The organism is Saccharopolyspora taberi, assembly GCF_039534165.1.
GTDB lineage: Bacteria > Actinomycetota > Actinomycetes > Mycobacteriales > Pseudonocardiaceae > Saccharopolyspora_D > Saccharopolyspora_D taberi.
Genome location: NZ_BAAAUX010000043.1, coordinates 15,753 through 38,345 on the forward strand (window position 1 = coordinate 15,753; position 22,593 = coordinate 38,345).

The window sequence follows — 22,593 nt, forward strand, 5'->3', positions numbered from 1 at the left end:
TTGGTGTTAGATTTGGTCCGTGAGCAGCAGCGACAGCGCCGTGGAGCGACTTCTGGCGGCCGAGCTCGGCCAGCGACCCCGCGCCGACGCCCAGCGGAACGTGCGCAGGCTGGTCGACGCCGCCCGCAAGGCGGTGGCCGAGGTCGGGGTGGACGTCACCGCGCACGAGATCGCGCGCCGGGCCGGGGTCGGGATCGGGACCTTCTACCGGCGGCTCCCTTCCCGGGAAGCGCTGCTCGGGGCTGTCCTGGCGGACACGCTCGACGAGATCGTGGCCCTCGCCGACCGGGCTCTGCGGAATCCGGACCCGTGGCGGGGATTCCGCGACTTCGCCGAGGACTACGTCGGCCTCCGCGCCACGAGCTGCGGGATCAACGACGCGCTCGGCGGGCAGTGCCCGCTGGAGATCGACAGTTCGCTGACCGCGTTGCGAGACCGGTTCCGGCAGCTGGTCGAGCGAGCGCAGGAGGCCGGTGCGATCCGCTCGGACCTCGTCTGGCAGGACGTACCGTTCCTGCTCAGCTCGGTGATCCCAGCGGACCGGACCATCGGGCTGCGGGCCGGGCCCGAGCAGTGGCGGCGCAACCTCCGGATCGTGCTTGACGGCCTCGACCGGGAACCCGCCCGCTCCCGGGACTGACGCGCGGCGCCGCGTGGGACTCCCCCAATGCCCGGTATCGGCGGATGATCAAGCGTAGATTGCTGCTCTCACACTTGTTCCGCCGGCGGAGGGATCAACCATGCGTGCAGCCATCGTCCGCTCATTCACCCGTTCGCCACGCTACGAGGAGTTCGACGACCCGGTCGCAGCCGATGACGAGGTCGTGTTGAAAGTCGTCGCCGCAGGTCTGCACCCGTCCGTCCGGGCGTGCGGCAGGCTGGCGACTCCGTTCATCCCGGGATCCGACGGAGTCGGCAGGATGCCCGGCGGCAGCCGGGTGTTCTTCGCCGGGTTGGAGGCGCCGTCCGGCAGCATGGCCGAACGCGCGGTGGTCCGGGCACAGGACTGCGTTCCGATTCCTGACGACGTCGACGACGTGACGGTCGCGGCGTCGGTGCACCCGGCGATGCCCGCCTGGCTGGCGCTGCGGTCCGCGTTCGAACCGGGTGAGTCCGTCCTGGTGCTCGGGGCGACCGGCAACGCCGGGCGGATGGCGGTCCAGATCGCGCGCCTCCTCGGCGCGGGCCGGGTCGTCGCGGCAGGGCGGAACAAGGCCATGCTCGACCGGTTGCTCGAACTGGGCGTGGACGAGGTCGTCGCGCTGGACCGCGCGGACGAGTCCGCCGGGCAGGCGCTGGCCGACGCGGCTTCGGACGTCGACGTGGTGCTCGACTTCCTGTGGGGGAGGCCGGCGGAGATCGCGCTCGACTCGCTGGCCGGCGGTCGCAGGCTCCGCTGGGTGCGCGCCGGGACCGCGGCCGGTGCGCGGATGGGCCGTTCGGTCGAGGCGTTATCCGACCTCGGCGTCGAGTTCTCCACCGTCGAGTCGCGCTCGCTGCCACCTCAGGAGCGGCTCGCGGAGCTGACGGCGTTGATCAACCGGCTGCCCGCGGCGGACCTGACCGTGCACGCGGTTTCGATCCCGCTGCACGCCGTCGAATCGGCGTGGCGGGCCGACTCGACCACCGGGGCGCGAATCGTTCTCGTTCCGTGATACGGCTCAACGCCGGTGCGCACTGGGGACTGAGACGCGAAGAAGGCCCGACCGAAACCGGTCGGGCCTTCGTGCTGTGCGCCAACAGGGACTCGAACCCCGAACCCGCTGATTAAGAGTCAGCTGCTCTGCCAGTTGAGCTATTGGCGCTGGATTGTCGTTCCGTTCGATCCGGTCCGCTCTGCATTCTTGAGCTTTCCGGCTCTCCCTGGCGACGTGGAAAACATTAGCACAACCCCCGATCGGGTCATTTCAAGGGGGTGTCCTTTCGAAGTTCTGCCTGGTCACGGAGCAACCCCGGGCCGAGTCGCACGTCTGCCGGGTGGAGGGGATTGCCATCGGGGGCGATCACTCTGCGTGTGTGGGAGATCGAAAAACACACTGTCGGGATCTTCCTGCACACTGTCAGCAGGGGGAAGTGGTGCACTTGATCGAACGGATTGTCGCCCATGAAGCTGTCAGTTAACCCGGTCGGGAAGCAGTCGGGGCTGCTGACCCGGCTGCTGCCGCTCTCGGTCTTCGGCCTGATCGCCATGTTGATCGCGAGCTGCAGCGGGGCCGGTTCCGACCTCGCGGACCAGCCGCCCGCTCCACCGCCCGCGCCCACGGTGGAATTCGCGCCGCAGAACGGCGCTCGGGACGTGTCACCCACCGGGCCGATCTCGGTGAAGGTGACCAACGGGAAGATCACCAACGCCGTCCTGACCAACCCGGACGGCAAGCCGGTGGCGGGCGCGACCGCACCGGACGGGCTGAGCTGGACGGCCACCGAAGCGCTCGGCTACGGCAAGGACTACGCCTTCGTCGCGACCGTGCAGGGTGCGGAGGGGCCGCCGATCACCCAGCAGGCCACCTTCAGCACGGTGACGCCGAAGGAGCAGACCTACGTGTCGATGAACCCGCTCGACGGGCAGACCGTGGGCATCGGCCAGCCGCTGGCCTTCTACTTCAGCAAGGACGCGCCCGCTCCGGACAAGGCCAAGGCCGAGGAAGCGATCAAGGTCAGGACCGAGCCCGCCGTGGAGGGGGCGTTCTACTGGTTCAACAGCCGCGAGGTGCACTGGCGGCCGAAGGAGTACTGGAAGCCGGGCACCAAGGTGACCGTCGACGTCGACGTCTACGGCAAGGACTTCGGCAACGGAGTCTGGGGCCAGGAGGACCGCACCGCGACGATCACGATCGGCGACGCGGTGATCCTGCGCGCGGACGGGGCGTCGCACCAGATGTCGATCGAGGTCAACGGGGCCGTGCAGCGCACCATGCCGGTGTCGCTGGGCAAGCCGTCGTTCCCGTCGAACAACGGCGTGCACGTGGTCACCGAGCACCACGCGACCAAGATCATGGACTCGTCGACCTACGGCCTGCCGGTCGAGGCCGGGGGCTACAAGACCCCGGTGCAGTGGGCCGTGCGGATCTCCAACGGCGGTGAGTTCCTGCACGCGGCCCCGTGGTCGGTCGGGCAGCAGGGGAACAGCAACGTCAGCCACGGCTGCATCAACATGAGCACCGAGAACGCCAAGTGGGTCTTCGACCTGCTCAAGAAGGGCGACATCGTGGAGATCACCAACTCCGGCGGCCCGTCGCTGCGCGCGTGGGACGGCTTCGGGGACTGGCAGATCCCGTGGGACCAGTGGAAGGCGGGCAACCGCTGATCGAATCCGCCTCGGGCGCTGCTCCGCACCGGAGGAGCACCCGAGGCGAAGCCGGTCCGGAAAAACCGAAAGGCCCCGTTCCGAGGAACGGGGCCTTTTCGCTGGGGTGAGTGACGGGATTCGAACCCGCGACACCTGGGACCACAACCCAGTGCTCTACCGACTGAGCTACACCCACCGCGGCTGCTCCGGACTGGGCCGTTTCCGAGCGGTTACCCGGGGGCCGTTACCCGAGCTGATGCTCGGCCTGTCCCGCAGCGACGTTCATATCCTAACGGGTGCTGTCGAAGGGTTTGACACCGGCTCTCCCCAGCGGCTCAGCCGTCCTGCTCCGCCTGCTCCTGCCTGGCCTTTTCGGTGCCGCCCTCGACGTTGTCGCCGTTGAGCAGCTCGGCGGCCACCGCCTGCGCCTGCTCGCTGCTCGGCCCCGGCTGGGGGACGAACGCGGTCCGCCGGTAGTAGGCCAGCTCGCGGATGGACTCCCGGATGTCGGCCAGCGCGCGGTGGGCCAGGCCCTTCTCCGGCTGCGCGTAGTAGATCCGCGGGAACCAGCGCCGGCACAGCTCCTTGATCGACGAGACGTCCACCATGCGGTAGTGCAGGTGGCCGTCGAGCGTCGGCATGTCCCTGGCGATGAAACCGCGGTCGGTGGCGATGGAGTTGCCCGCCAGCGGCGCGGACCGGCCGTCGGGCACGTGCTGGCGGATGTAGTCCAGGACGCGCTGCTCGGCCTCGGCCAGGGTCACCGCCGAACGCCGGACCTCCTCGGTGAGCCCGGAGCGCTCGTGCATCTCGCGCACCACGTCGGGCATCCCGGCGAGCACCTCGTCGTCGGCGTGGATCACGATGTCCACGCCCTCTCCGAGGACGTTCAGGTCGGCGTCGGTGACCAGGGCGGCGATCTCGATCAGGGCGTCCTTGCCCAGGTCGAGACCGGTCATTTCGCAGTCGATCCACACTAGACGGTCGTTCACCCGCGTGAGCCTAACGCGGGCGGGCTGATGATCGTGCGATCGCGGTCCTCGCGGCCCGGTCACCGTTCGGCCACGTGCCCGGACGCTCCGTGCGCGCGCAGCTCGCGGGGGACGACCTTGCCGGTGGCGTTGCGGGGCAGCTCGTCGAGGAACACCACGTCCCTGGGCATGGCGAACCGCGACAGCGAGCCGCGGACGCGTTCGCGCAGGCCGTCGGCGTCCGGCTCGGCTCCCGCGGCGGGCACGACGAAGGCCGCCAGGCGCTGGCCGAACTCGTCGTCGGGCACCCCGATGACCGCGACCTCGGCCACCTCGGGCAGCGCGGCGATGGCGTCCTCGGTCTCCTTCGGGTACACGTTCTCGCCGCCGGAAATGATCATGTCGTCCTCCCGGCCGACCACGTACAGCCGTCCGGCGGAGTCCGTGCGACCAAGATCACCGGTGGACATCAGGCCGTCCCGGACCTCCTTGCCGCCGCCGTTGGTGTAGCCCTCGAAGAGCATGTCGTTGCCCGCGAAGATGCGGCCGGTGGCGCCGCCGCGGACGGGCTTGCCGTCCTCGTCGAGGATCCGCACGACCGTTCCGCGCGGCGGGCGGCCCGCGGTGCTCGGCTCCCGGTTCAGCTCCGCGGGGGTCGCGATGCTCACCCACGACACCTCGGTCGAGCCGTAGACGTTGTAGAGCACCGGGCCGAAGGCCCGCTGGAAGTTCGCCGCGAGCTCGGCGGGCAGCGCCGAACCGCTGGAGGCGACGATGCGCAGCGCGCCGAGGCCCTCGCGCTGCCGGTCCTGCGCGGGCAGGTCGAGGATGCGTTGCAGCATCACCGGAACCGCGAACATCGAGGTGCACTGGTGGCGCTTGAGCGCGTTGACCGCGCGGGCGGGCTCGAACTTGCGGGGCAGCACCAGCGTCGCGCCCAGCACCGCACCGAGCTGGAACGCGGCCAGCCCCCAGGTGTGGAACACCGGTGCGCACACCAGCATCCGCTCGCCGCTGCGCAGCGGGATCCGGGACATGATCGTCGCGGCCGGTCCGATGCCCGGCGGGTCCGGCCTGCGGGCACCCTTGGGCGTGCCGGTGGTGCCCGAGGTCAGCACGATCATGCGGGCGTGCCGGGGCCTTCGGGGCAGGGCCCTGGCGGACGCGGTCGCGATCAGGTGCTCCACCGTGTCGTGCCGGGTGCTGCCCTCGGTCCAGGCCAGCACCACGTCCAGGTCCTCGGGCAGTTCGGGCAGGTGCGCGGAGAACTCGGAGTCGACGACTAGCAGGTCGACCTGCTGCTCGGCGACGACGGCGGCCAGCTGCTGGGTGCTCAGCCCCGTGTTGAGCAGCACCACGTCGGTGCCGAGCTTGCCGCAGGCGATGATCGTCTCGATCGGCCCGTGGTGGTTGCGGCACAGGATCGCGACCTTGCTGGTGTCGCCGATGCCGCGGGCGCGCAGCGCGTTCGCGAGCCGGGTCGTGCGCTGGGAGACCTCGGCGTAGCTGAGCGCGCCCCGCTCGTCGATGACAGCCGGGCGGTCGGCGTGCCGGATGGCGCCGACGGCGTAGGCCAGCGGCGGGGTGATCCCCCAGCGCAGCCAGGCCCGGAAGATCCGCAGGAGCTTGTCGGGGCGCATCGGCCGCAGCACGCCCTGCCTGGCCAGGATGTAGGCCGTCTGCGGCCCCTGGATCCAGTCCGGCCGCACCCTCGCCCGCAGCCTTCGCACCAACCCGTGAATCGCCACGCGTCCACCCTCGCCGATCGGAAGCTACCGAGAGTAGATAATGCCTCCCGCGCGGCGTTCCGGGAAGGGTGCGGCCGGATGCGGATCAGCCGGACCCCGTTGACCTGCGCGATCACGGCGCGTTCGCGGCGGCGGCGACCACGGCGTCGCGCAGCGCGGCGCGCAGCCGTCCGACTTCGAGCGGGGAGAGGACGGCCGTCTCCCCGGGCGGTGCGACGACCACGACGTTGCCCTGGTTGACCAACACCGACACGTCCCTGCGCCGCCCCGCGACGTCGCGGCAGCTCACCCGCCATTCCCCAGTGGCGTCCACGTATCCCCGACCTCCTTCGGCCCACCCTCTGGTGGGCGGTCGATCGTGAGACGCGCCAGGTCGGCGGATGTGATGGCGGGCCGCCGAATTGGCGACCCGCCAGTAGGTAAGCGCTGCTCAGCGCACGTTCTTGATCTTCGAACGGGCGCGCGAGGTGTTCAGACGGACTGGATCCGCAGGCCCTCCGGCTCGGCGGTGAAGGTGACCGCGCCCTCGAACTCGGCGATGGGCAGCTCGTCGCGGACCAGCCGGTGCGGGCCGTCGAAGGTCTCGACCCGGATCTCGGCGGAGCTGAAGGTCTGCGCGGCGTAGTCCGGGCCGCTGAGGTTGACCTCCAGCCGCGGGCCCGCCGGCGTGACGGTGATCCGGCCGCCGGGTACCGACAGCGGTTCGCCGTTGCTGATGACCGTGATGCTGCCGTTCGCCGGGTCCTCGGGGCGGACCGCCACGTGCGACAGCGCGACGTCGCGGCGGCCGGACTCGCCTGCCATGCCGATCACGTCGCGGCCGACGGGCTCGTCGCCGCCACCGGGGTTGAACACCGCGGCGCGCAGCTTGGCGCCCAGCCGGTAGGGCTGCCACGATCCGGCGCCGACCAGGTTGACCACGGCCGCCACCTCGCTGCCCGCCAGCAGCCGTTCGCTGCCCGAAGCGGCGGTGACCTCGACGGCCGCGACACCGCGTTCGGCGAGCAGTTCCCGCAGCGCTTTCGCGCGCTGCCTGCTCTTGCGGTCGAATCCGCGGGTGATGGCAACGGCCCCGGAGTTGGCCGCGGCTCCCGCCGCGGCGTCGGCGAGACCGGCCAGCGGGCCCCAGACTTCCGCGGGATCCGGCCGCTTGGCCCGGCGCGAACGGGCGTACTGGGTGGCTTCGGTCGTGGTGTCCATCGCCCCCACCCTATCGGCGGCTGAGGGTCGCCTCACCGGATGGTGACTGTGAGATCGCTCGCGGCGATCAGCTGTCCCAGACGCTGACCACGAGATCGGCGCTGCGCCGCAGCTGGTCGGCGACCTGCCGCTCGCATTCCGGGCAACGCTCGGTGATGGCGCGGCTGCGAGGTTCACGCGATGGGGGGTAGGTCTCGTAGGGGATCTTGACCGCCGCCGAGCACAGGGCGGGCACGACGTCGCCCGCCGGGCGGGCGCCGGGGCGGTCGGTCACGGCGTGCCTGATGCGCTGCCCGGGCGGGACGATCCACCACACCTGCTCGCGGTCGAACACGGTCGAACCCCCTCGGTCGATCCTCGTCTGCCCCAGGGACGGCGGTCCGGCGCGATCGGTTGCACGGGGACCGCGGATGCCGCCGGAATCCGGCTCGGCTTGGGCGATCCGGTCAGTTTCGTCGCGCATCTGCCTGATGTACATGACCCGGACGGGGGACACGGCGTTGGGCCGGAGCGGCGGAAGACGGGTGTGGTCCGGGGGCGCTGCCGGGTTGTAGGTTGGTCGCACTGACGCGGGGTGCCCGGGAGTGGTCCGGGCTGAGAACAGACCCGTTGAACCTGACCTAGCTCGCACTAGCGGAGGGACGTCATGATCGTCAACGTCGTGACCATCGCGGGTACCGACCCCAGCGGCGGCGCCGGCATCCAGGCCGACCTGAAGGCGTTCTCGGCGAACGGCGCCTACGGGATGTCGGTGATCACCGCGCTGGTCGCGCAGACCACCACCGGGGTCGCCGAGGTGCGCGAGGTGCCGCCGGAGTTCGTGACCGCCCAGCTCACCACGCTGCTCGACGACGTGCGGGTGGACGCGGTCAAGATCGGCATGCTGGCCAACGCCGGGGTGATCCGGGCCGTGGTCGCCGCGCTCGACCGGTACGCGCCGCCGCACGTCGTGCTGGACCCGGTCATGGTGGCCAAGAGCGGCGACCGGCTGCTCGCGCCGGAGGCGGTGGCGGTGCTGCGGGACGAGCTGCTGCCGCGGGTCGACCTGATCACCCCGAACCTGCCGGAGGCCGCGGATCTGCTGGGAGAGCGGGAGATCCGCCGCGCCGACGACATGCCCGCGCAGGCCGAGCGGCTGGCGGAGCTGGGCGCGAAGCAGGTCCTGCTCAAGGGCGGCCACCTCACCGGCGAGTCCAGTGTGGACCTGCTGTCCGGGGACGGGGTCTGCGAGTTCCTGCCCGGCGAACGCGTCGTCACCAACAACGACCACGGCACCGGCTGCACCCTGTCGGCCGCGATCGCGGCCCTGCGCCCGCAGCGCCCGGACTGGCCGACCGCGGTGCGGGAGGCCAAGCAGTACCTGACCGCCGCGCTGCGCGAATCGCACCGCCTCGACGTCGGTCACGGTCACGGCCCGGTGCACCACTTCCACCAGTGGTGGTGACGCGCCCGCGATGCCCCGGATCCGGCAAGCACTGCGTAGAGAGCGAGAGTTGATCCGATGAGCAAGCTCCCCGCCCCGCCCGCCGACGGCTTCTGCGCGCGCGCCTGGGCCCACACCGCCGAGCTCCAGCAGGCGATCGTCGAGCACCCGTTCAACGCCGCGCTCACCGACGGTTCGCTGGACCGCGAGCGGTTCGCCTTCTACATCGTCCAGGACGCCCGCTACCTCGCCGGCTTCGCGCAGGCGCTCGCGGCGGCGGCCAGCCGCGCCGAGGAGGCCGAGGACGCCGCGTTCCTCGCGGGCGCGGCGCAGGGCGCGCTGCTGGAGGAGCGGCGGTTGCACGCCGGTTATGTAGAGGAGTTCGGGCTTTCCGACGCCGACATCGCCGGGGTGGACACGTCCCCGTCGTGCCTGGGGTACACGTCGTTTCTCCGCGCCTCGGCGCTCACCGAGCCGTTCCCGGTGCTGGTGGCGGCGCTGCTGCCGTGCTTCTGGGTCTACCAGCACGTGGGCAGCACGATCCTGGAGGCAACCGGCGCGAGTGCCGATCACCCGTACCACAAGTGGATCCGCACCTACGCCGACGACGAGTTCGCCGCCGCGGTGCTGTCGGCCCGGCAGCTCACCGACCGCGCCGCCGCGGCTGCCGACGAGCCGATGCGGGAGCGGATGCTCGCGGCGTTCACCCGTGCGACCGAGTACGAGTGGCTGTTCTGGAACAGCGCGTGGGAGCGCGAGGAGTGGCCTACCACGAAGTGGTTGCGGCCGTAACGAAAACCCGGGGCCGCGCCGATGTCGTGAACGGAGTCGCAGGCCGTGGGTTCGCCCACCGTAGGCAGGGTTTCGGTGCAGTGGGCGGGTCGCTTCTGATCATCTTCGTCGGCATGCTGGTTCCGGTGCTGGCTGCCGCGCCCTTCTACATCCTCGACCACCGCGCCCGCAGGCGCGAGGAGCTGAAGCGCGAGCAGGATCAGCCGTAGATCGACCCGGCGAGCTTTTCCTTGTCCTGCCGCGTTTTCCGCAGCGCCTCCGGTGGGAACCCGCCGCCGGAAGGGATCGCCGGGACGGCCAGCCCCTCGCTGAGCGACCACCCGGAGCCGAGGTCGATCAGCGACCGGTGCTTGTTGGTGTAGTAGCCGGAGTTGACCGACACGGCGACACCGTCCGCTCCGGCCGCGGCGGCGACCAGGTGCACGTGGAAGCGGCTCGACAGCCACCGCTGCCCGGGTGCCGCGGGCAGACCGGCGTCGATGATCTCGGAGAACGGGTAGAAGCGGGCGCCCGCGAGTTCGTGCTCGACCAGCGCGAAGACCTCGCGGTCGATGCGCGGGATGCCTTCGACGAACCCGACCTGCTCCGGGCGGACTCCCCACTCCCGGAGGGTGTCGAGCAGGAACCCGGCCAGCCCGGGCACGCTCACGTCGAGCAGGTCCGACTGCAGGCAGACCATGACCTCGCGGTGCTCGTCCTCGCGGTGCAGCGACGGGTCCAGGCCGAAGAACAGGTCGTCGCCGGTCGCGGTGATCCCGTCGAGCGAGCCGAGCAGGTCGGCGGACGGCTCGTCCCGGACGTCGACCACGTCGAACCGCGCGGCCAGCTCCCGCAGCAGCGGCCGGGCCTCCTCGGCCACCGGCCACAGCCCCTGGCCGGTCATGGCGGCCCGGCCGCCGGACCGGCGGGTCGCGGCGACGGCCGCGGCGAGCAGGCCGACGTGGTGCGGCCAGATGCCGTTGATGAAGCCGCCGCCGATGACGTGCACGAGGTCGGCGCGGGCGGCCAGCTCGATCCCGGCGACCCAGCGGGGTGCGAGGCCGGGGTCGTCGACGGCGCTGCGGACGAAGGCCGCGACCTCCCACGGATCGTCCGACGGCGCCTCCCAGCACAGCCGCCAGAAGGTGTCGGTGAACCGGACCCGCGGGTGCAGGTGCCCGAGCAGGACCGCGCTGGGACCGGGGTTGGGGCAGTCGACCCAGATCTCGCTGTCGGGTGCGGTCCGCGCGAGGTGCTTGAGCCAGGTCGCGGCGATCAGTTCGTCGCCGTAGTTCGGGTGGCCGGTGGTCGCGACGAGGTAGACGGTCGGCACGGGGCTCCTGCCGGTTGGGGGCGGGGGCGCGGCCGAAGGTAACAACCGGCGGCCGGTGGCCGTGGCGGCGGCCTGCCTGCGGTCGGGCGCGCTGTGACGACCCACACGGTGGCACGGCGAAAGTAGTGCGGAAAACTAACAGTAAGGTAAGGCTAACTACGCGCGGAGGAGCTGATGCTCATGGTTCACGCGAGCGCTGACGTCGACACCGACAAGCCCGAGCGCTACGGCAAACAGCTCGCGTCGCACCTCGGCCGCAAGTGCGCGGTCGCGGACGAGGACGGCGGCATCCGGATCACGCTGCCCGCCGATCGCGGGTCGGGTAGCTGCCTGCTGGTCTACCGGCCCGGCGTGCTCGAACTGCGCGCCGAGGCGGAGAACGCCGAGGTCCTCGAAAGCGTGCGGGACGTGATCGGCAGGCACCTGGAGCGTTTCGGCCAGCGCGACCAGCTGGTCGTCAACTGGCGGAACAGCTGACTACGACTCCTCGACCTGGGCCCGCAGGCGTTCCAGGCGCCTGCGGGTGCGGTTGAACCGGGCTTCGTAGCGCTTCGCGAACAGGTCCGTCGGCAGCTCGGGCATCTCGACCGCCTCGGGCGCGTAGCCGATCGAGACCACCGGCTCGGCGGTCTCCTTCTTCTTCGGCTCCTGCTCGGCCGGGGCGGTCTGCCGCGGGACCACGACCGGCGAGCTCTGGGTGGTCTTGCGGTGCTTCGGGGTCCGCGGGACCGGCGGCGGCTGAACCGGCCGGCGCTGCGCCTTCTGCAGCAGCGGCCAGAAGATCAGGGTCGCCACGGCGAACCCGGCGACGAACGTCAGAACGATCAGGTCCACGTCGTGCTCCGATCAGTTCGGCCGGACCACGTCGAGCGCTTCGAGCTGCGGGCCGGAGCCGTTGGTGTGCGGGGTGAGGTCGACGTTGAAGGTCTGGACGTCGTCTCGCTGCGCGGGGAGCTCGACCTTCGACCGGTCGGGTGCTCCGGGCAGCGGGGCGGGCTGGGGGATGAGCAGTGCGGCCGAGGAGTCGATCGACTCCCGCGCGTTGTTGAGCGCCGACATGGTCGCGGTGCGCAGTTCTTCGAGCTGGGTGCTCTGGCGGTGGATCTCGTCGAGCACGTCGAGCCGGAGCTGCTCGCTCTCGGCGTCCCACTGGCCGCACTGCTTGCGGGTGCGGGCGAGCAGTTCGTCGGCTTCTTCCTGAGCCGCCGCCATCGTCTTCTTGTACTCGTCGCGGATCGACTGCCGCATGGCCCGTTCGCGGTTGCGCAGTTCGCTGAGCCGCTGGTCGTGCTCGCGGCGCAGCGCCGCGCGGCGGGACTCGAGGGTGGAGATCAGCTCGGCGCACTCGGTGCGCAGGTCCCGCGCGGCCTGCTCGGCCTCGGCGATCAGCTCCCTGGCCTCGTTCTCGGCGGTGCCGCGGATGATCTCGGCCTGCCTGCGGGCCTGGTCGCGCAACGTCTGGACCTCTTCTTCGGCGATGGTGAGCATGTTCTGCACCCGCTGGGACGCGGCGGGAAGCCCGGTGTCGGAGGACTCGATCCGCTTGAGCTGCTGCTCGGCGTTTTCGAGGGCGTCCCGGGTGTCGTCGCAGAGGCGGCGGAGGTCGCCGTTGAGCTGTGCTGCCTCGTTCCGGTCGATGGTCACGAGCTTGAGCTGGTTCTCCAGCAGCTCGATGTGCTCGATCACCTGGTTGCGGTGGAATCCCCGGATCTGGATGTCGAATCCGGGACGGAGCGGGACGACGGCGTCGGCGTCTTCCATGGGGGACTCCTTTATCCGGACGACGAGGGCATGGTCACTGGTTGGGAGGTTAGGTCCGTGCGCGCGTGATCGCCCAGCGGAGCACGGCGATCATCACCTGATCAGGCATGGATCTTCATCCGATGTCATGTCGCCAGAACAACCTCGTCCTGATCTGCCCGAATGCGCGGTGACTGCCCGTGTCCACTGCGGACTCGATGTTCCCGGTTGGAGCAAGGTGTTAGGTTAGCCTCGGCTCACTAATCGGAGGATTCTCGCCAATCGGAGGACCCTCGCTGATCCGAGGACGGAGTGCCGTGGAACCTTCCGGATCGACACACCTGCGCCGTTCCGCCGTGCTGCGCCGGTGGCTGTCCGAGACGCACACGCCGGTCGCGGAGGGGGCGCTGCGGCTGACCATCGGGTCGCTGCGCGTGGACACCGAAGTGATCTACAGGTCGCCGACCGGAGCGCACGCGTTCGCGCCGATCTCCGTCGAGGGCGGCGATTCGCTGGTCGCCGCGTGCGCGGAGGAGGCGCGGCGGCGGTCGCTGCCGGATGCGGCGATCAACGCTGCCGACGCCGGAACGCCGGTCGAGTGGGCGCGGTCGCTCGGGCCGGATCCGCAGTTGCCGTCGGATCCCGTGCGGTCGCTGCACGACCACGCCGACGCGCTGCTGAAGTCGGACGATCCGGCGGCTCTGGCTCGGGGGCCGTTGGCGATGATCGGCCGGTTCGGGCGAGCGGGGCTGGCCGATGAGGACGAACTCCTCGGTCTGCTTGGTGAGCGGCTGCGGGCTGCCGGCAGCCGCCGGTTGGACAGCCCGACCACCGCGGATCTCGCCGTGCTGGTGGGCGAGGATCTGCGCTACCTGCCCGAGGTGACCCCGGTCCGCTACGAGGTGCCGAATCCGCTTTACGCCGGTGATCCGGAGGTTCCCGGTGTGCCGATCCCCGAGCTGGGCGGCGAGTGGTCGCTCCGACCGGCGGACACCGATGCGGATGTCGCGCTGGTGCACCGGTGGATGAACAGCGAGCACGTCGCCGTCAACTGGCACCAGGACTGGCCGCTGGAGCGCTGGCGGGAGGAGATCGCCACGCAGCTGGGCGGTGCGCACTCGGTTCCGTGCGTCGTCGCGCTCAACGGGCGCGAAATCGCCTACGTCGAGCTGTACCGGGTGTGCCGGGACAAGCTCGCCGGTTGCTACCCGTACGCGCCGCACGACCTGGGCGTGCACATCGCGGTTGGGGAGCGGGACGCGATCGGGCGCGGGGTCGGCTCCGCGCTGCTGCGCGCGGTCGCCGACGGGCTGCTGGCCGCGGACCCGGTCTGCGAGCGGGTGGTGGCCGAGCCGAACGTCCACAATGGAGCTTCGGTGGGCGCGTTCGGCAGGGCGGGCTTCGTCCGCGAGCGCGAGGTCGGCCTGCCCGCCAAGAACTCCGCGCTGATGGTCTTCTCGCGCAGGTGATCAGGCGCACCATGGCCCGGCCGGTTAATTATAAGTAAGGTTAGCCTTACTTTCATTCTGATCTGTGGGGAGAACGATGGGCGAGCGATCTGCCGAGTCGTTGCCGCTGTCGGCGGCCCAGGCGGGGATCTGGTTCGCGCAGCAGCTCGACCCGGCGAACCCGATCTTCAACACCGCCGAGTACGTCGAGATCGACGGGCCGGTCGACCCGGCGCTGTTCGAGGCGGCGGTGCGGCAGGTCGTCGCCGAGGCCGACGCGCTGCGGGTCCGGGTGACCGAGGACGACGCCGGTCCCCGGCAGCTCGTGCGGCCGGAGGCCGACTTCCCGTTCGAGGTCGTCGACGCCGGCGACGTCGCCACCGCCGTCGAGCGGATGCGCGCCGAGCTGAACGGTTCGGCAGCGCTGGACGGTTCCGGGCTGAACGGTTCGGCAGCGCTGGACGGTTCCGGGCTGCTGGCGGGGGCGCTGTTCCGGATCGAGGACGACCGCTGGCTCTGGTACCAGCGGATCCACCACGTGGCGATCGACGGCTACGGGTTCTCGATCGTCATCCGCCGGGTGGCCGAGGTCTACTCCGCCCTCGTCGCCGGTCAGCGGCCCGATCCCTCGCCGTTCGAACCGCTGAGCGCGCTGCTCGACGCCGAGCGCGACTACCGGGAGTCCGAAAAGCGGCGGCAGGACGAGGAGTTCTGGCGCCGGCACCTCGCCGACCGGCCCGAGGTGGTCACGCTCGCGGGCCGGTCCCGGGCGACCGGGCACCACTTCCTGCGCCAGTCCGACTCCGCGCCCGCCGAGACCGCCGAGGCGCTGTCCGAAGCCGCGAAGCGCAGCCGCACGATGTGGCCGGACGCGCTGATCGCCGCGGTCGGCGCGTACCTGCACCGGATGACCGGGGCTCGGGACGTGGTCCTCGGGCTGCCGGTGATGGCCCGGATCGGCACGGCCGCGCTGCGCGTTCCCGGCATGGTCGTCAACGTGCTGCCGCTGCGGCTGCGGATCACCCCGGAGACCACCCGCGAGGAGCTGGTCACGCAGGTCGCCAAGGCCGTGCGCCTGCTGCGCAAGCACCAGAACCACCGCGGCGAGGACCTTCGCCGCGACCTGCGGACGCTCGGATCGGACCGGCCGCTGTTCGGCCCGATGGTCAACATCAAGTCCTTCGACTACGACCTGCACTTCGGAGACGCCCGCGCGACGGTGCACAACCTGGCCGCCGGGCCGGTCGACGACCTGACCATCTCGATCTACCCCAGCGGCGGCGACCTGCGGTTCGAGTTCGACGCGAACCCCGGCCTGTACGGCGAGGACGAGCTGGCCGGGCACCGAAGCAGGTTCCTGGGCTTCCTGGCCGGATTCGCCGGTGCCGATCCGGAGACCCCGGTGGGGCGGATCGAGCTGCTGTCGGAGGCGGAGCGGCGACTGGTCCTGCCCGCGCCGGAACCGGTCACCCCGCCACGGGTGACGCTGCCGGAGCTGTTCGAGGAGCAGGCCCGCCGCAGTCCAGAGGCGGTCGCGGTGACCTTCGACGGCGTCGACGTCAGCTACGGCGAGCTCGACGCGCGGGCCAACCAGCTCGCGCACCACCTCATCGACCACGGCGTGGGCCCCGAACACCTGGTGGCGCTGGCCCTGCCGCGCTCGGTCGAGCTGGTCGTGGCGCTGCTGGCGGTGCTCAAGGCGGGTGCGGCCTACCTGCCGCTGGACCCCGGGCACCCCGCCGAGCGGCTGGCCCACGTCGTGTCCGACGCCGAACCGACGGTGCTGATCGGCGACACCGAGCACGCCGCCCGGCTACCTGGCGACATCACCACCCTGCTGCTCGACGACCCCGCGACGATCGCGGAGATCTCCCGGCACTCGCAACGGGATCCGGGCTCCGGCGAGCGCGGGCGGGTCGGCCCGGACCACGCCGCGTACGTCATCTACACCTCCGGATCGACCGGCCGCCCGAAGGGCGTGGTGATCCCGCACCGCAACGTGGTCCGCCTGTTCACGGCCACCGACCACTGGTTCTCCTTCACCGACCAGGACGTGTGGACGCTGTTCCACAGCTACGCCTTCGACTTCTCGGTGTGGGAGCTGTGGGGCGCGCTGCTGCACGGCGGCCGGCTGGTCGTCGTGCCGCACGAGGTCAGCCGTTCTCCGCAGGAGTTCCTGGCGCTGCTGGAGCGCGAGCGGGTCACCGTGCTCAACCAGACGCCGTCGGCGTTCTACCAGCTAAGCCAGGCCGACGAGGACGAGCCAGCGGACCTGGCGCTGCGCTGCGTGATCTTCGGCGGGGAGGCGCTGGAACCGTCCAGGTTGGACTCCTGGCGCGAGCGGCGGCCGGACGGCCCGCAGCTGATCAACATGTACGGCATCACCGAGACGACGGTGCACGTCACCCACGCCGAGCTGGACGGCTCGCAGTCGGGCAGCGTGATCGGCGGGCCGATCCCGGACCTGCGGGTGTACGTGCTCGGCGACGACCTGGAGCCGGTGCCGCCGGGCGTGGTCGGGGAGATGTACGTCGCCGGGGAGGGCCTGGCGCGCGGCTACCTCGGGCGCCGCGCGCTGACCTCGGAGCGGTTCGTGGCCGACCCGCACGGGCGGCCCGGAACCCGGATGTACCGCACCGGCGACCTGGCGAAGTGGCGGGCCGACGGTTCGCTGGAGTACCTGGGCCGGGCCGACCACCAGGTCAAGGTGCGCGGGTTCCGGATCGAGCTCGGCGAGATCGAGGCGAACCTGGCCGCACATCCCCGGGTGGCGCAGGCCGCGGTCGTGGTCCGCGAGGACCGGCCGGGCGACCGGCGGCTGGTCGGCTACGCCGTCACCGACGCCGAGCCCGCCGACCTGCGCGCGCACCTGGCGGCCCGCCTGCCGGAGTACATGGTGCCCGCCGCGCTGGTCGTGGTCGGCGGGATTCCGCTGACCGCCAACGGCAAGCTCGACTCCGCCGCGCTGCCCGCGCCGGAGTTCGAAGCCGGTGCGCGCGGCCCGCGCAACGATGTCGAGGCCCGGCTGTGCGCCCTGTTCGCGGAGGTGCTCGGGGCCGCGGAGGTCGGCATCGACGACGGGTTCTTCGAGCTGGGCGGGCATTCGCTGCTCGCGACGCGGCTGCTGTCGCGGATCCGCGCGGAGTTCGGCGCCGCGCCGACGATCCGCGCGCTGTTCGACAACCCCACGGTCGCCGGGCTGGTGACCTGCTTCGAAGCCGAGGTGCGGCGGCCGGCGCCGGTCCCGGTTCGGCGGCCGGAGCGGATCCCGCTGTCGTTCGCGCAGCAGCGGCTGTGGTTCCTGCACCGGCTGGAGGGTCCGAGCGCCACCTACAACCTCCCGCTCACGCTGCGGATTTCCGGCCGCCTGGACGTGATCGCCCTGCAGGCGGCGGTTTCCGACGTCGTGGAACGGCACGAGAGCCTGCGGACGGTGTTCCCGGAGGTCCTGGGCGAGCCGTACCAGGAGGTCCGCAACACCACTCCGCGGCTGCACCTGGTGCGCGGCGGGGACATCGAGCAGGAAGCGCGGTACGCCTTCGACCTGGCCGAGGAGCCGCCGATCCGGACCGTGCTGTTCGAGACCGGTCCCGACGAGCACGTGCTCCTCGTGCTGCTGCACCACATCGCGACCGACGAGTGGTCGATGGCACCGCTGGTGCGCGATCTCTCCGCGGCGTACGCGGCGCGGCTGCGCGGTGCCGAGCCGGTGTGGGAGCCGCTGCCCGTCCAGTACGCGGATTACACGATGTGGCAACGGGAAGTCCTCGGTGCCGAGGAGGACCCGGCGAGCCCGGGCGCCCGCCAGCTCGCGTTCTGGACCCGGACCCTCGACGGCCTGCCCGACCAGCTGGAGCTCCCGGCCGACCACCCGCGCCCGGCGGTGCCCAGCCACGCGGGCGACGAGGTCCGCTTCGACATCGGCGCGGAGCTGCACGGGGCGTTGCGCGCGCTGGCCGCCGACCACCAGGCGAGCGCGTTCATGGTGGTGCAGGCCGGGCTCGCCGCGCTGCTGACCCGGCTCGGCGCGGGCACCGACATCCCGATCGGCACGCCCGTGGCCGGGCGCGGCGACGAGGCGCTGGACGAGCTGGTCGGCTTCTTCGTCAACAGCCTGGTGCTGCGCACCGACACCTCCGGCGAGCCGAGCTTCGCCGAGCTGCTGGACCGGGTCCGGCATACCGACCTCGCCGCCTACGAGCACGCCGACCTGCCGTTCGAGCGGCTGGCCGAGGTGCTCAACCCGGTCCGCTCGCTGTCGCGGCACCCGCTGTTCCAGGTGATGCTCGCCTACTGGGGCGCCACCGAGGAGGTCCGCGCCGAGCTGCCCGGGCTTGAGACCACTGTGGACACCGCCGATGCCGGGGCGGCCAAGTTCGACCTGGCGGTCAGCGTGCACGAGCGCGCCGGCGGTGGCGCCGAGGGGCTGCTCCGGTACAGCACCGACCTGTTCGAGCGGTCCACCGCCGAGGACCTGGCGGCCCGGTTCGTCCGCCTGCTCACCGCGGCCGTCGCCGACCCGGCCACCCCGATCGGCAGGCTGGACATCCTCGCCGACGGCGAGCGGGAGCTCCTCCTGGAATGGGGCGACGCCGAGGTCCAGGGCCGCGCGGGCACCTTTCCCGCGCTGCTGGCCGAACGCGTCGCCGAACACCCGGACAAGCCCGCGCTGATCTTCGAGGACGAGCAGCTGTCCTACCGCGAGCTCGACGAGCGGGTCCGCGCGCTGGCGCGGGTGCTGGCCGAGCACGGCGTGGGGCGCGGTGACGTCGTCGGCGTCATGCTGCCGCGCTCGCCGGAGCTGATCATCGGGCTGCTCGCGGCCATGACCGCGGGTGCGGCCTACCTGGCGCTGGATCCGGACTACCCGGCCGACCGGCTGCGGCACATGGTCGAGGACGCGCGGCCGGGCGTCGTGATCGCCGACAGCGCCTCCGACCTGCCCGTGCGCGTGATCAGCAGCCGCGCGCAGCCGCGGGACCCGAGCGGTCCGCTGCCGATCGCGGCGGTCGACGACCCGGCGTACGTCATCTACACCTCAGGTTCGACCGGCACGCCCAAGGGCGTCGTCGTCGAGCACCGCGGCATCGCCGGGCTGATCGCGACCCAGACCGAGCGGGTCGGGATCAGCGGTGAGAGCCGGGTGCTCCAGTTCGCCTCGCCCAGCTTCGACGTGGCGTTCTGGGAGATGTGCATGGGCCTGCTCGGCGGCGGCACGCTGGTGGTCGTGCCCGCCGAGCGGCGGGTGCCGGGCGAACCGCTGGCCGAGTACGCGCGGCGGCACGGGGTGACGCACCTGGCGATCGGCCCGTCGATGATGGGGATGTTCCCGGACGACACCGAGTTCCCGCCCGGCGCGACCCTGCTCTGCGGCGCCGAGAAGGTGCCCTCCGACCTGGTCCGGCGCTGGGCCGGGAAGCTGCGGATGATCAACTGCTACGGCCCGACCGAGGCCACGGTCAACTCCACGCTCTGGGAGTGCGAACCGGTGTCCGGGACGGTGCCGATCGGCGTGCCCGACCCGGGGACGCGCCTGTACGTCCTCGACGAGGCGCTGCAACCGGTGCCGACCGGCGTGGTCGGCGAGCTCTACGTGTCGGGGACCGGGCTGGCCCGGGGCTACCTCGGGCGGCCGGGGCTGACCGCGCAGCGGTTCGTGGCCGACCCGTTCGGGCCGCCGGGATCGCGGATGTACCGCACCGGTGATCTGGTGCGGTGGCGGCGGGACGGTGCGCTGGACTTCGCGGGGCGGGCCGACGACCAGGTCAAGATCCGGGGTTTCCGGATCGAGCTCGGCGAGGTCGAGGCGGTGCTGGCCGCGCACGACGGCGTCACCCAGGCCGCCGCGGTGGTGCGCGAGGACCGGCCCGGCGACAAGCGGCTGATCGGCTACGCGGTCGGTGCGGCCGACCCGGTCGATCTGCGCAGGCACGCCGCGACGGCGCTGCCGGACTACATGGTCCCGGCGGCGGTGGTCGTGGTGGACGAGCTCCCGCTGATGCCCAACGGCAAGCTCGACCGCCGGGCGCTGCCCGCGCCGGACCTCAGCGAAGCGGTCGGCAACACCATGCCGCGCAACCCCACCGAGGAAGTCCTGTGCGGGCTGTTCGCGGAGGTGCTCGACCTGCCGCGGGTCGGCGTCGAGGACAGCTTCTTCGACCTGGGCGGGCACTCGCTGCTGGCGACCCGGCTGGTCGGCCGGATCGCCGAGGCGCTGGGCATCCGGCTCAACGTCGGCAGCCTGTTCGCCGCGCCCACCGTCGCCGCGCTCGCGGCGAACCTGCACCACAGCGGCAAGCGGGACGCGCTGGACATCCTGCTACCGCTGCGCACCGGCGGCGACGCCGAACCGCTGTTCTGCGTGCACCCGGCCGCCGGTCTGGCGTGGCCGTTCTCCGCGCTGATGCGCCACGTCGACCCGGCCCGGCCGATCTACGGCATCCAGTCGCGCGGCCTGGCCGATCCCGCGCCGGTCGCGCCGACCCTGCACGAGATGGCCGCGGAGTACCTGGAGCACGTCCGCTCGGTCCAGCCGCACGGCCCGTACCACTTCCTGGGCTGGTCGTTCGGAGGGGTCGTCGCGCACGAGATGAGCACGCAACTCCAGGCGCGGGGCGAGGAAGTGCGGTTCCTGTGCATGCTCGACTCCTATCCCAAGGACGTCTGGGACGAGCTGCCGACCGAGCAGGAGGCGCTGAACGCGCTGCTGTACATGGCCGGCTACGACTTCGGCGGCCGGGAGCTGGACCGGGCCGAGGTGATGGAGGTGCTCTCGGCCGAGGGCAGCGCGCTGGCCAACCTCGAAGAGCACACGATCAACGCCGTCATCGACAACTTCGCCAACTGCGCGGTGCTGGAGAACGAGGCCGACCACGACAAGTTCCGGGGCGACGTGCTGTTCTTCACCGCCACCGTCAACCCGGCCAAGGAATCGCTGAGCGCGCAGATGTGGCAGCCGTACGTGGACGGCGTGGTCGAGGACCACCCGATCGCCTGCGAGCACAAGGACATGACCCAGCGAGGGCCGATCGCCGAGATCGGCGCCCTCGTCGACCAGCGCCTGCGAGGAGGCAAGCGATGAACCCCTTCGAGGATCCGGACGGGACCTTCTACGCCCTGATCAACGATCAGGACCAGTACTCGCTGTGGCCGCGGGCGATCGCGGTGCCCGCGGGCTGGACGGTCGCGCACGGTCCGGCCGACCGCGCGTCGTGCCTGGAGCACATCGAGGCGAGCTGGACCGACCTGCGCCCAGCGGGAGCGCCGGGGACGTGATCGATCCGCGGGTCGCGGTGTGCGTCGTCTACGTCGCCGCGATGTTCATGAACGGCATGGACGCCACGATCGTCAACGTGGCGCTCCCCGCGATCGGCGCCGAGTTCGCGGTGCCGCCGAGCGCGACCTCCGCGGTCAACATCGGTTACCTGGTCAGCCTCGCGGTGTGCATCCCGGTCTCCGGCTGGCTCGGCGACCGGTTCGGCACCAAGCGGGTTTTCCTCGGCGCCTTCGGGGTTTTCGTCCTCGCTTCGGCGCTGTGCGGCGCGGCGCAGGACCTCACGCAGCTCACGCTGGCGCGGGTGCTGCAAGGCGCTGGCGGCGGTGTGATGAGCCCGGTGGCGCTGACGATGCTGTTCCGCGCCTACCCGCCGGAGCAGCGGATCCGGCTGACCCGGGTGCTGATCCTGCCGACCGCCGTCGCGCCCGCGCTCGGGCCGGTGCTGGGCGGGTTGTTCGTGGACCACCTCACCTGGCGCTGGGGCTTCTACGTCAACGTCCCGGTCGGCGTGCTGGCGCTGCTGTTCGGCGCGTTCTTCCTCGCCGAGCACGTGGAATCGGTCGGCCGGAGGTTCGACGTGCTCGGGTTCGCGCTGGCGGCCCCTGGACTCGGGCTGCTGATGTACGGGCTGGAAACCGGATCCTGGGCGGCGGGCGCGGCCGGGCTCGCGTGCCTCGCGCTGCTGGTTCGCGCGCAGCTCAGGTCCGAGTCGCCGATGCTGGACCTGCGGCTGTTCGGGGACGCGTCGTTCCGGCGGGCGAGCCTGGTCCTGCTGCTCTGCGTCGCCGGATTCCTGGGCACCCTCTACGGGTTCACGCTGATGTACCAGACGGCGCTCGGCGCCTCGGCGTGGGAGACGGGGCTCGTGACGCTGCCCAAGGCGGTCGGGCTGATGGTCGCCTCGCAGCTGGTTCCGTGGGCGCACCGGAGATTCGGGCCGCGGCGGCTGATCGCGGTCGCGATGCTCGGTGCCGCCGCGTCCTTCGCGTTGATGAACCTGGTCCAGGGGCCGTGGTTCGCCGCCGTCGTGCAGTTCGCGTCCGGGCTGTTCGTCGGGGCGGCCTCGGCGGAGCTGCAGGTCGTCGCCTTCACGACGATCGGGTCGGCGGACACCGGTTCGGCTTCCACGTTGTTCAACGTGCAGCGCCAGATCGGTTCGGCGCTGGGCGTGGCCGTCACGGCGGCGGTGCTGGCAACCCAGGGCGCGCCGACCGAACCCGCCACCTACCACCTGGGCATGTTGCTGTCCGCGGGTTTCGCGCTGGCCGGAGTGATCCTTGCCTTGCGCGTCAAGGAATCCGCGCGACCGGCGGCGTCAGCGGTGAAGTAGGCCACGCCGCGCCGGACTGCCGATTGCATCTATGGTTAGGCTAGCCTTAGTCAATGGATCAGGG

The 22,593-nt window shown here is 71.5% G+C and carries 19 protein-coding genes, 2 tRNA genes and 1 riboswitch; of the genes, 11 read left to right on the top strand and 10 right to left on the bottom strand.

All coding sequences use genetic code 11. The features are described from left to right. The first annotated feature begins 19 nt into the window (after positions 1-19). A complete protein-coding gene (locus tag ABD691_RS32615; RefSeq protein ID WP_344686220.1) occupies positions 20-640 on the top strand; it encodes a TetR/AcrR family transcriptional regulator in 621 nt (206 codons plus the stop codon). 100 nt (positions 641-740) lie between these two features. Continuing rightward, positions 741-1,655, top strand: a complete 915-nt coding sequence (locus ABD691_RS32620; RefSeq protein ID WP_344686221.1) for a quinone oxidoreductase family protein — start codon at positions 741-743, stop codon at positions 1,653-1,655. Between the two features lie 77 nt (positions 1,656-1,732). On the opposite strand, the gene ABD691_RS32625 is transcribed toward ABD691_RS32620, so the two are convergent. Further along, a tRNA-Lys gene (locus ABD691_RS32625) sits at positions 1,733-1,805 on the bottom strand. A gap of 299 nt (positions 1,806-2,104) precedes the next feature. Here ABD691_RS32625 and ABD691_RS32630 point away from each other — a divergent pair. Continuing rightward, positions 2,105-3,307 carry a L,D-transpeptidase gene (locus ABD691_RS32630; protein ID WP_344686222.1) on the top strand — a complete coding sequence of 401 codons (1,203 nt, stop codon included), beginning with the start codon at positions 2,105-2,107 and terminating at the stop codon, positions 3,305-3,307. A 102-nt stretch (positions 3,308-3,409) separates the two neighbouring features. On the opposite strand, the gene ABD691_RS32635 is transcribed toward ABD691_RS32630, so the two are convergent. From ABD691_RS32635 to ABD691_RS32660, 6 genes are all read right to left on the bottom strand, one after another. Next, positions 3,410-3,485, bottom strand: a tRNA-His gene (locus ABD691_RS32635). 139 nt (positions 3,486-3,624) lie between these two features. After that, positions 3,625-4,281 (bottom strand): oligoribonuclease, encoded by a 657-nt coding sequence (gene orn, locus ABD691_RS32640; protein WP_344686224.1) that lies wholly within the window; start codon positions 4,279-4,281, stop codon positions 3,625-3,627. A 59-nt stretch (positions 4,282-4,340) separates the two neighbouring features. Next, a complete protein-coding gene (locus tag ABD691_RS32645; RefSeq protein ID WP_344686226.1) occupies positions 4,341-6,008 on the bottom strand; it encodes an AMP-binding protein in 1,668 nt (555 codons plus the stop codon). 112 nt (positions 6,009-6,120) lie between these two features. Further along, positions 6,121-6,321, bottom strand: coding sequence for a hypothetical protein (locus tag ABD691_RS32650; RefSeq protein ID WP_344686227.1), 201 nt, complete (start codon positions 6,319-6,321; stop codon positions 6,121-6,123). Between the two features lie 158 nt (positions 6,322-6,479). After that, positions 6,480-7,208 carry a hypothetical protein gene (locus ABD691_RS32655; RefSeq protein WP_344686228.1) on the bottom strand — a complete coding sequence of 243 codons (729 nt, stop codon included), beginning with the start codon at positions 7,206-7,208 and terminating at the stop codon, positions 6,480-6,482. A 67-nt stretch (positions 7,209-7,275) separates the two neighbouring features. Then, complete coding sequence (locus ABD691_RS32660; RefSeq protein ID WP_344686229.1) at positions 7,276-7,671, bottom strand: hypothetical protein; 396 nt, start codon at positions 7,669-7,671, stop codon at positions 7,276-7,278. Between the two features lie 97 nt (positions 7,672-7,768). After that, a riboswitch (TPP riboswitch) is annotated at positions 7,769-7,867 on the top strand. Between ABD691_RS32660 and thiD the strand changes: the two genes are divergently transcribed. The 3 genes from thiD to ABD691_RS32675 all read left to right on the top strand — a co-directional run bounded on the left by thiD (position 7,855) and on the right by ABD691_RS32675 (position 9,632). Continuing rightward, positions 7,855-8,652, top strand: coding sequence for a bifunctional hydroxymethylpyrimidine kinase/phosphomethylpyrimidine kinase (gene thiD, locus ABD691_RS32665; RefSeq protein ID WP_344686230.1), 798 nt, complete (start codon positions 7,855-7,857; stop codon positions 8,650-8,652). Its footprint overlaps the riboswitch before it by 13 nt. A gap of 57 nt (positions 8,653-8,709) precedes the next feature. Beyond that, positions 8,710-9,423: a thiaminase II gene (tenA, locus tag ABD691_RS32670; RefSeq protein ID WP_344686231.1), complete on the top strand. Its 714-nt coding sequence runs from the start codon at positions 8,710-8,712 to the stop codon at positions 9,421-9,423. An 80-nt stretch (positions 9,424-9,503) separates the two neighbouring features. Further along, the gene (locus ABD691_RS32675; RefSeq protein ID WP_344686232.1) at positions 9,504-9,632 is read left to right on the top strand and encodes a hypothetical protein; all 129 of its coding nucleotides are present in this window, start codon (positions 9,504-9,506) and stop codon (positions 9,630-9,632) included. Here ABD691_RS32675 and ABD691_RS32680 read toward each other — a convergent pair. After that, positions 9,623-10,735, bottom strand: coding sequence for a polysaccharide pyruvyl transferase family protein (locus ABD691_RS32680; protein ID WP_344686233.1), 1,113 nt, complete (start codon positions 10,733-10,735; stop codon positions 9,623-9,625). The two genes, ABD691_RS32675 and ABD691_RS32680, sit on opposite strands and share 10 nt — an antisense overlap. Before the next feature lie 174 nt (positions 10,736-10,909). On the opposite strand from ABD691_RS32680, the gene ABD691_RS32685 reads away from it, so the two are divergent. Then, complete coding sequence (locus tag ABD691_RS32685) at positions 10,910-11,212, top strand: DUF2218 domain-containing protein (protein ID WP_344686234.1); 303 nt, start codon at positions 10,910-10,912, stop codon at positions 11,210-11,212. Here ABD691_RS32685 and ABD691_RS32690 read toward each other — a convergent pair whose 3' ends face one another. After that, the gene (locus ABD691_RS32690) at positions 11,213-11,569 is read right to left on the bottom strand and encodes a hypothetical protein (protein ID WP_344686235.1); all 357 of its coding nucleotides are present in this window, start codon (positions 11,567-11,569) and stop codon (positions 11,213-11,215) included. A gap of 12 nt (positions 11,570-11,581) precedes the next feature. Next, positions 11,582-12,496 carry a coiled-coil domain-containing protein gene (locus tag ABD691_RS32695; RefSeq protein ID WP_344686236.1) on the bottom strand — a complete coding sequence of 305 codons (915 nt, stop codon included), beginning with the start codon at positions 12,494-12,496 and terminating at the stop codon, positions 11,582-11,584. A 296-nt stretch (positions 12,497-12,792) separates the two neighbouring features. On the opposite strand from ABD691_RS32695, the gene ABD691_RS32700 reads away from it, so the two are divergent. The 4 genes from ABD691_RS32700 (at position 12,793) to ABD691_RS32715 (ending at position 22,529) form a co-directional block, all read left to right on the top strand. After that, on the top strand, positions 12,793-13,944 hold the full coding sequence (locus ABD691_RS32700; protein ID WP_344686237.1) for a GNAT family N-acetyltransferase: 1,152 nt from the start codon (positions 12,793-12,795) through the stop codon (positions 13,942-13,944). 76 nt (positions 13,945-14,020) lie between these two features. Further along, on the top strand, positions 14,021-21,004 hold the full coding sequence (locus tag ABD691_RS32705) for an amino acid adenylation domain-containing protein (RefSeq protein ID WP_344686238.1): 6,984 nt from the start codon (positions 14,021-14,023) through the stop codon (positions 21,002-21,004). After that, on the top strand, positions 21,001-21,198 hold the full coding sequence (locus ABD691_RS32710) for an MbtH family protein (protein ID WP_344686239.1): 198 nt from the start codon (positions 21,001-21,003) through the stop codon (positions 21,196-21,198). Before ABD691_RS32705 ends, ABD691_RS32710 begins: the two co-directional genes overlap by 4 nt. Beyond that, positions 21,195-22,529: an MDR family MFS transporter gene (locus ABD691_RS32715; RefSeq protein ID WP_344686240.1), complete on the top strand. Its 1,335-nt coding sequence runs from the start codon at positions 21,195-21,197 to the stop codon at positions 22,527-22,529. Before ABD691_RS32710 ends, ABD691_RS32715 begins: the two co-directional genes overlap by 4 nt. Positions 22,530-22,593: the final 64 nt, after the last annotated feature.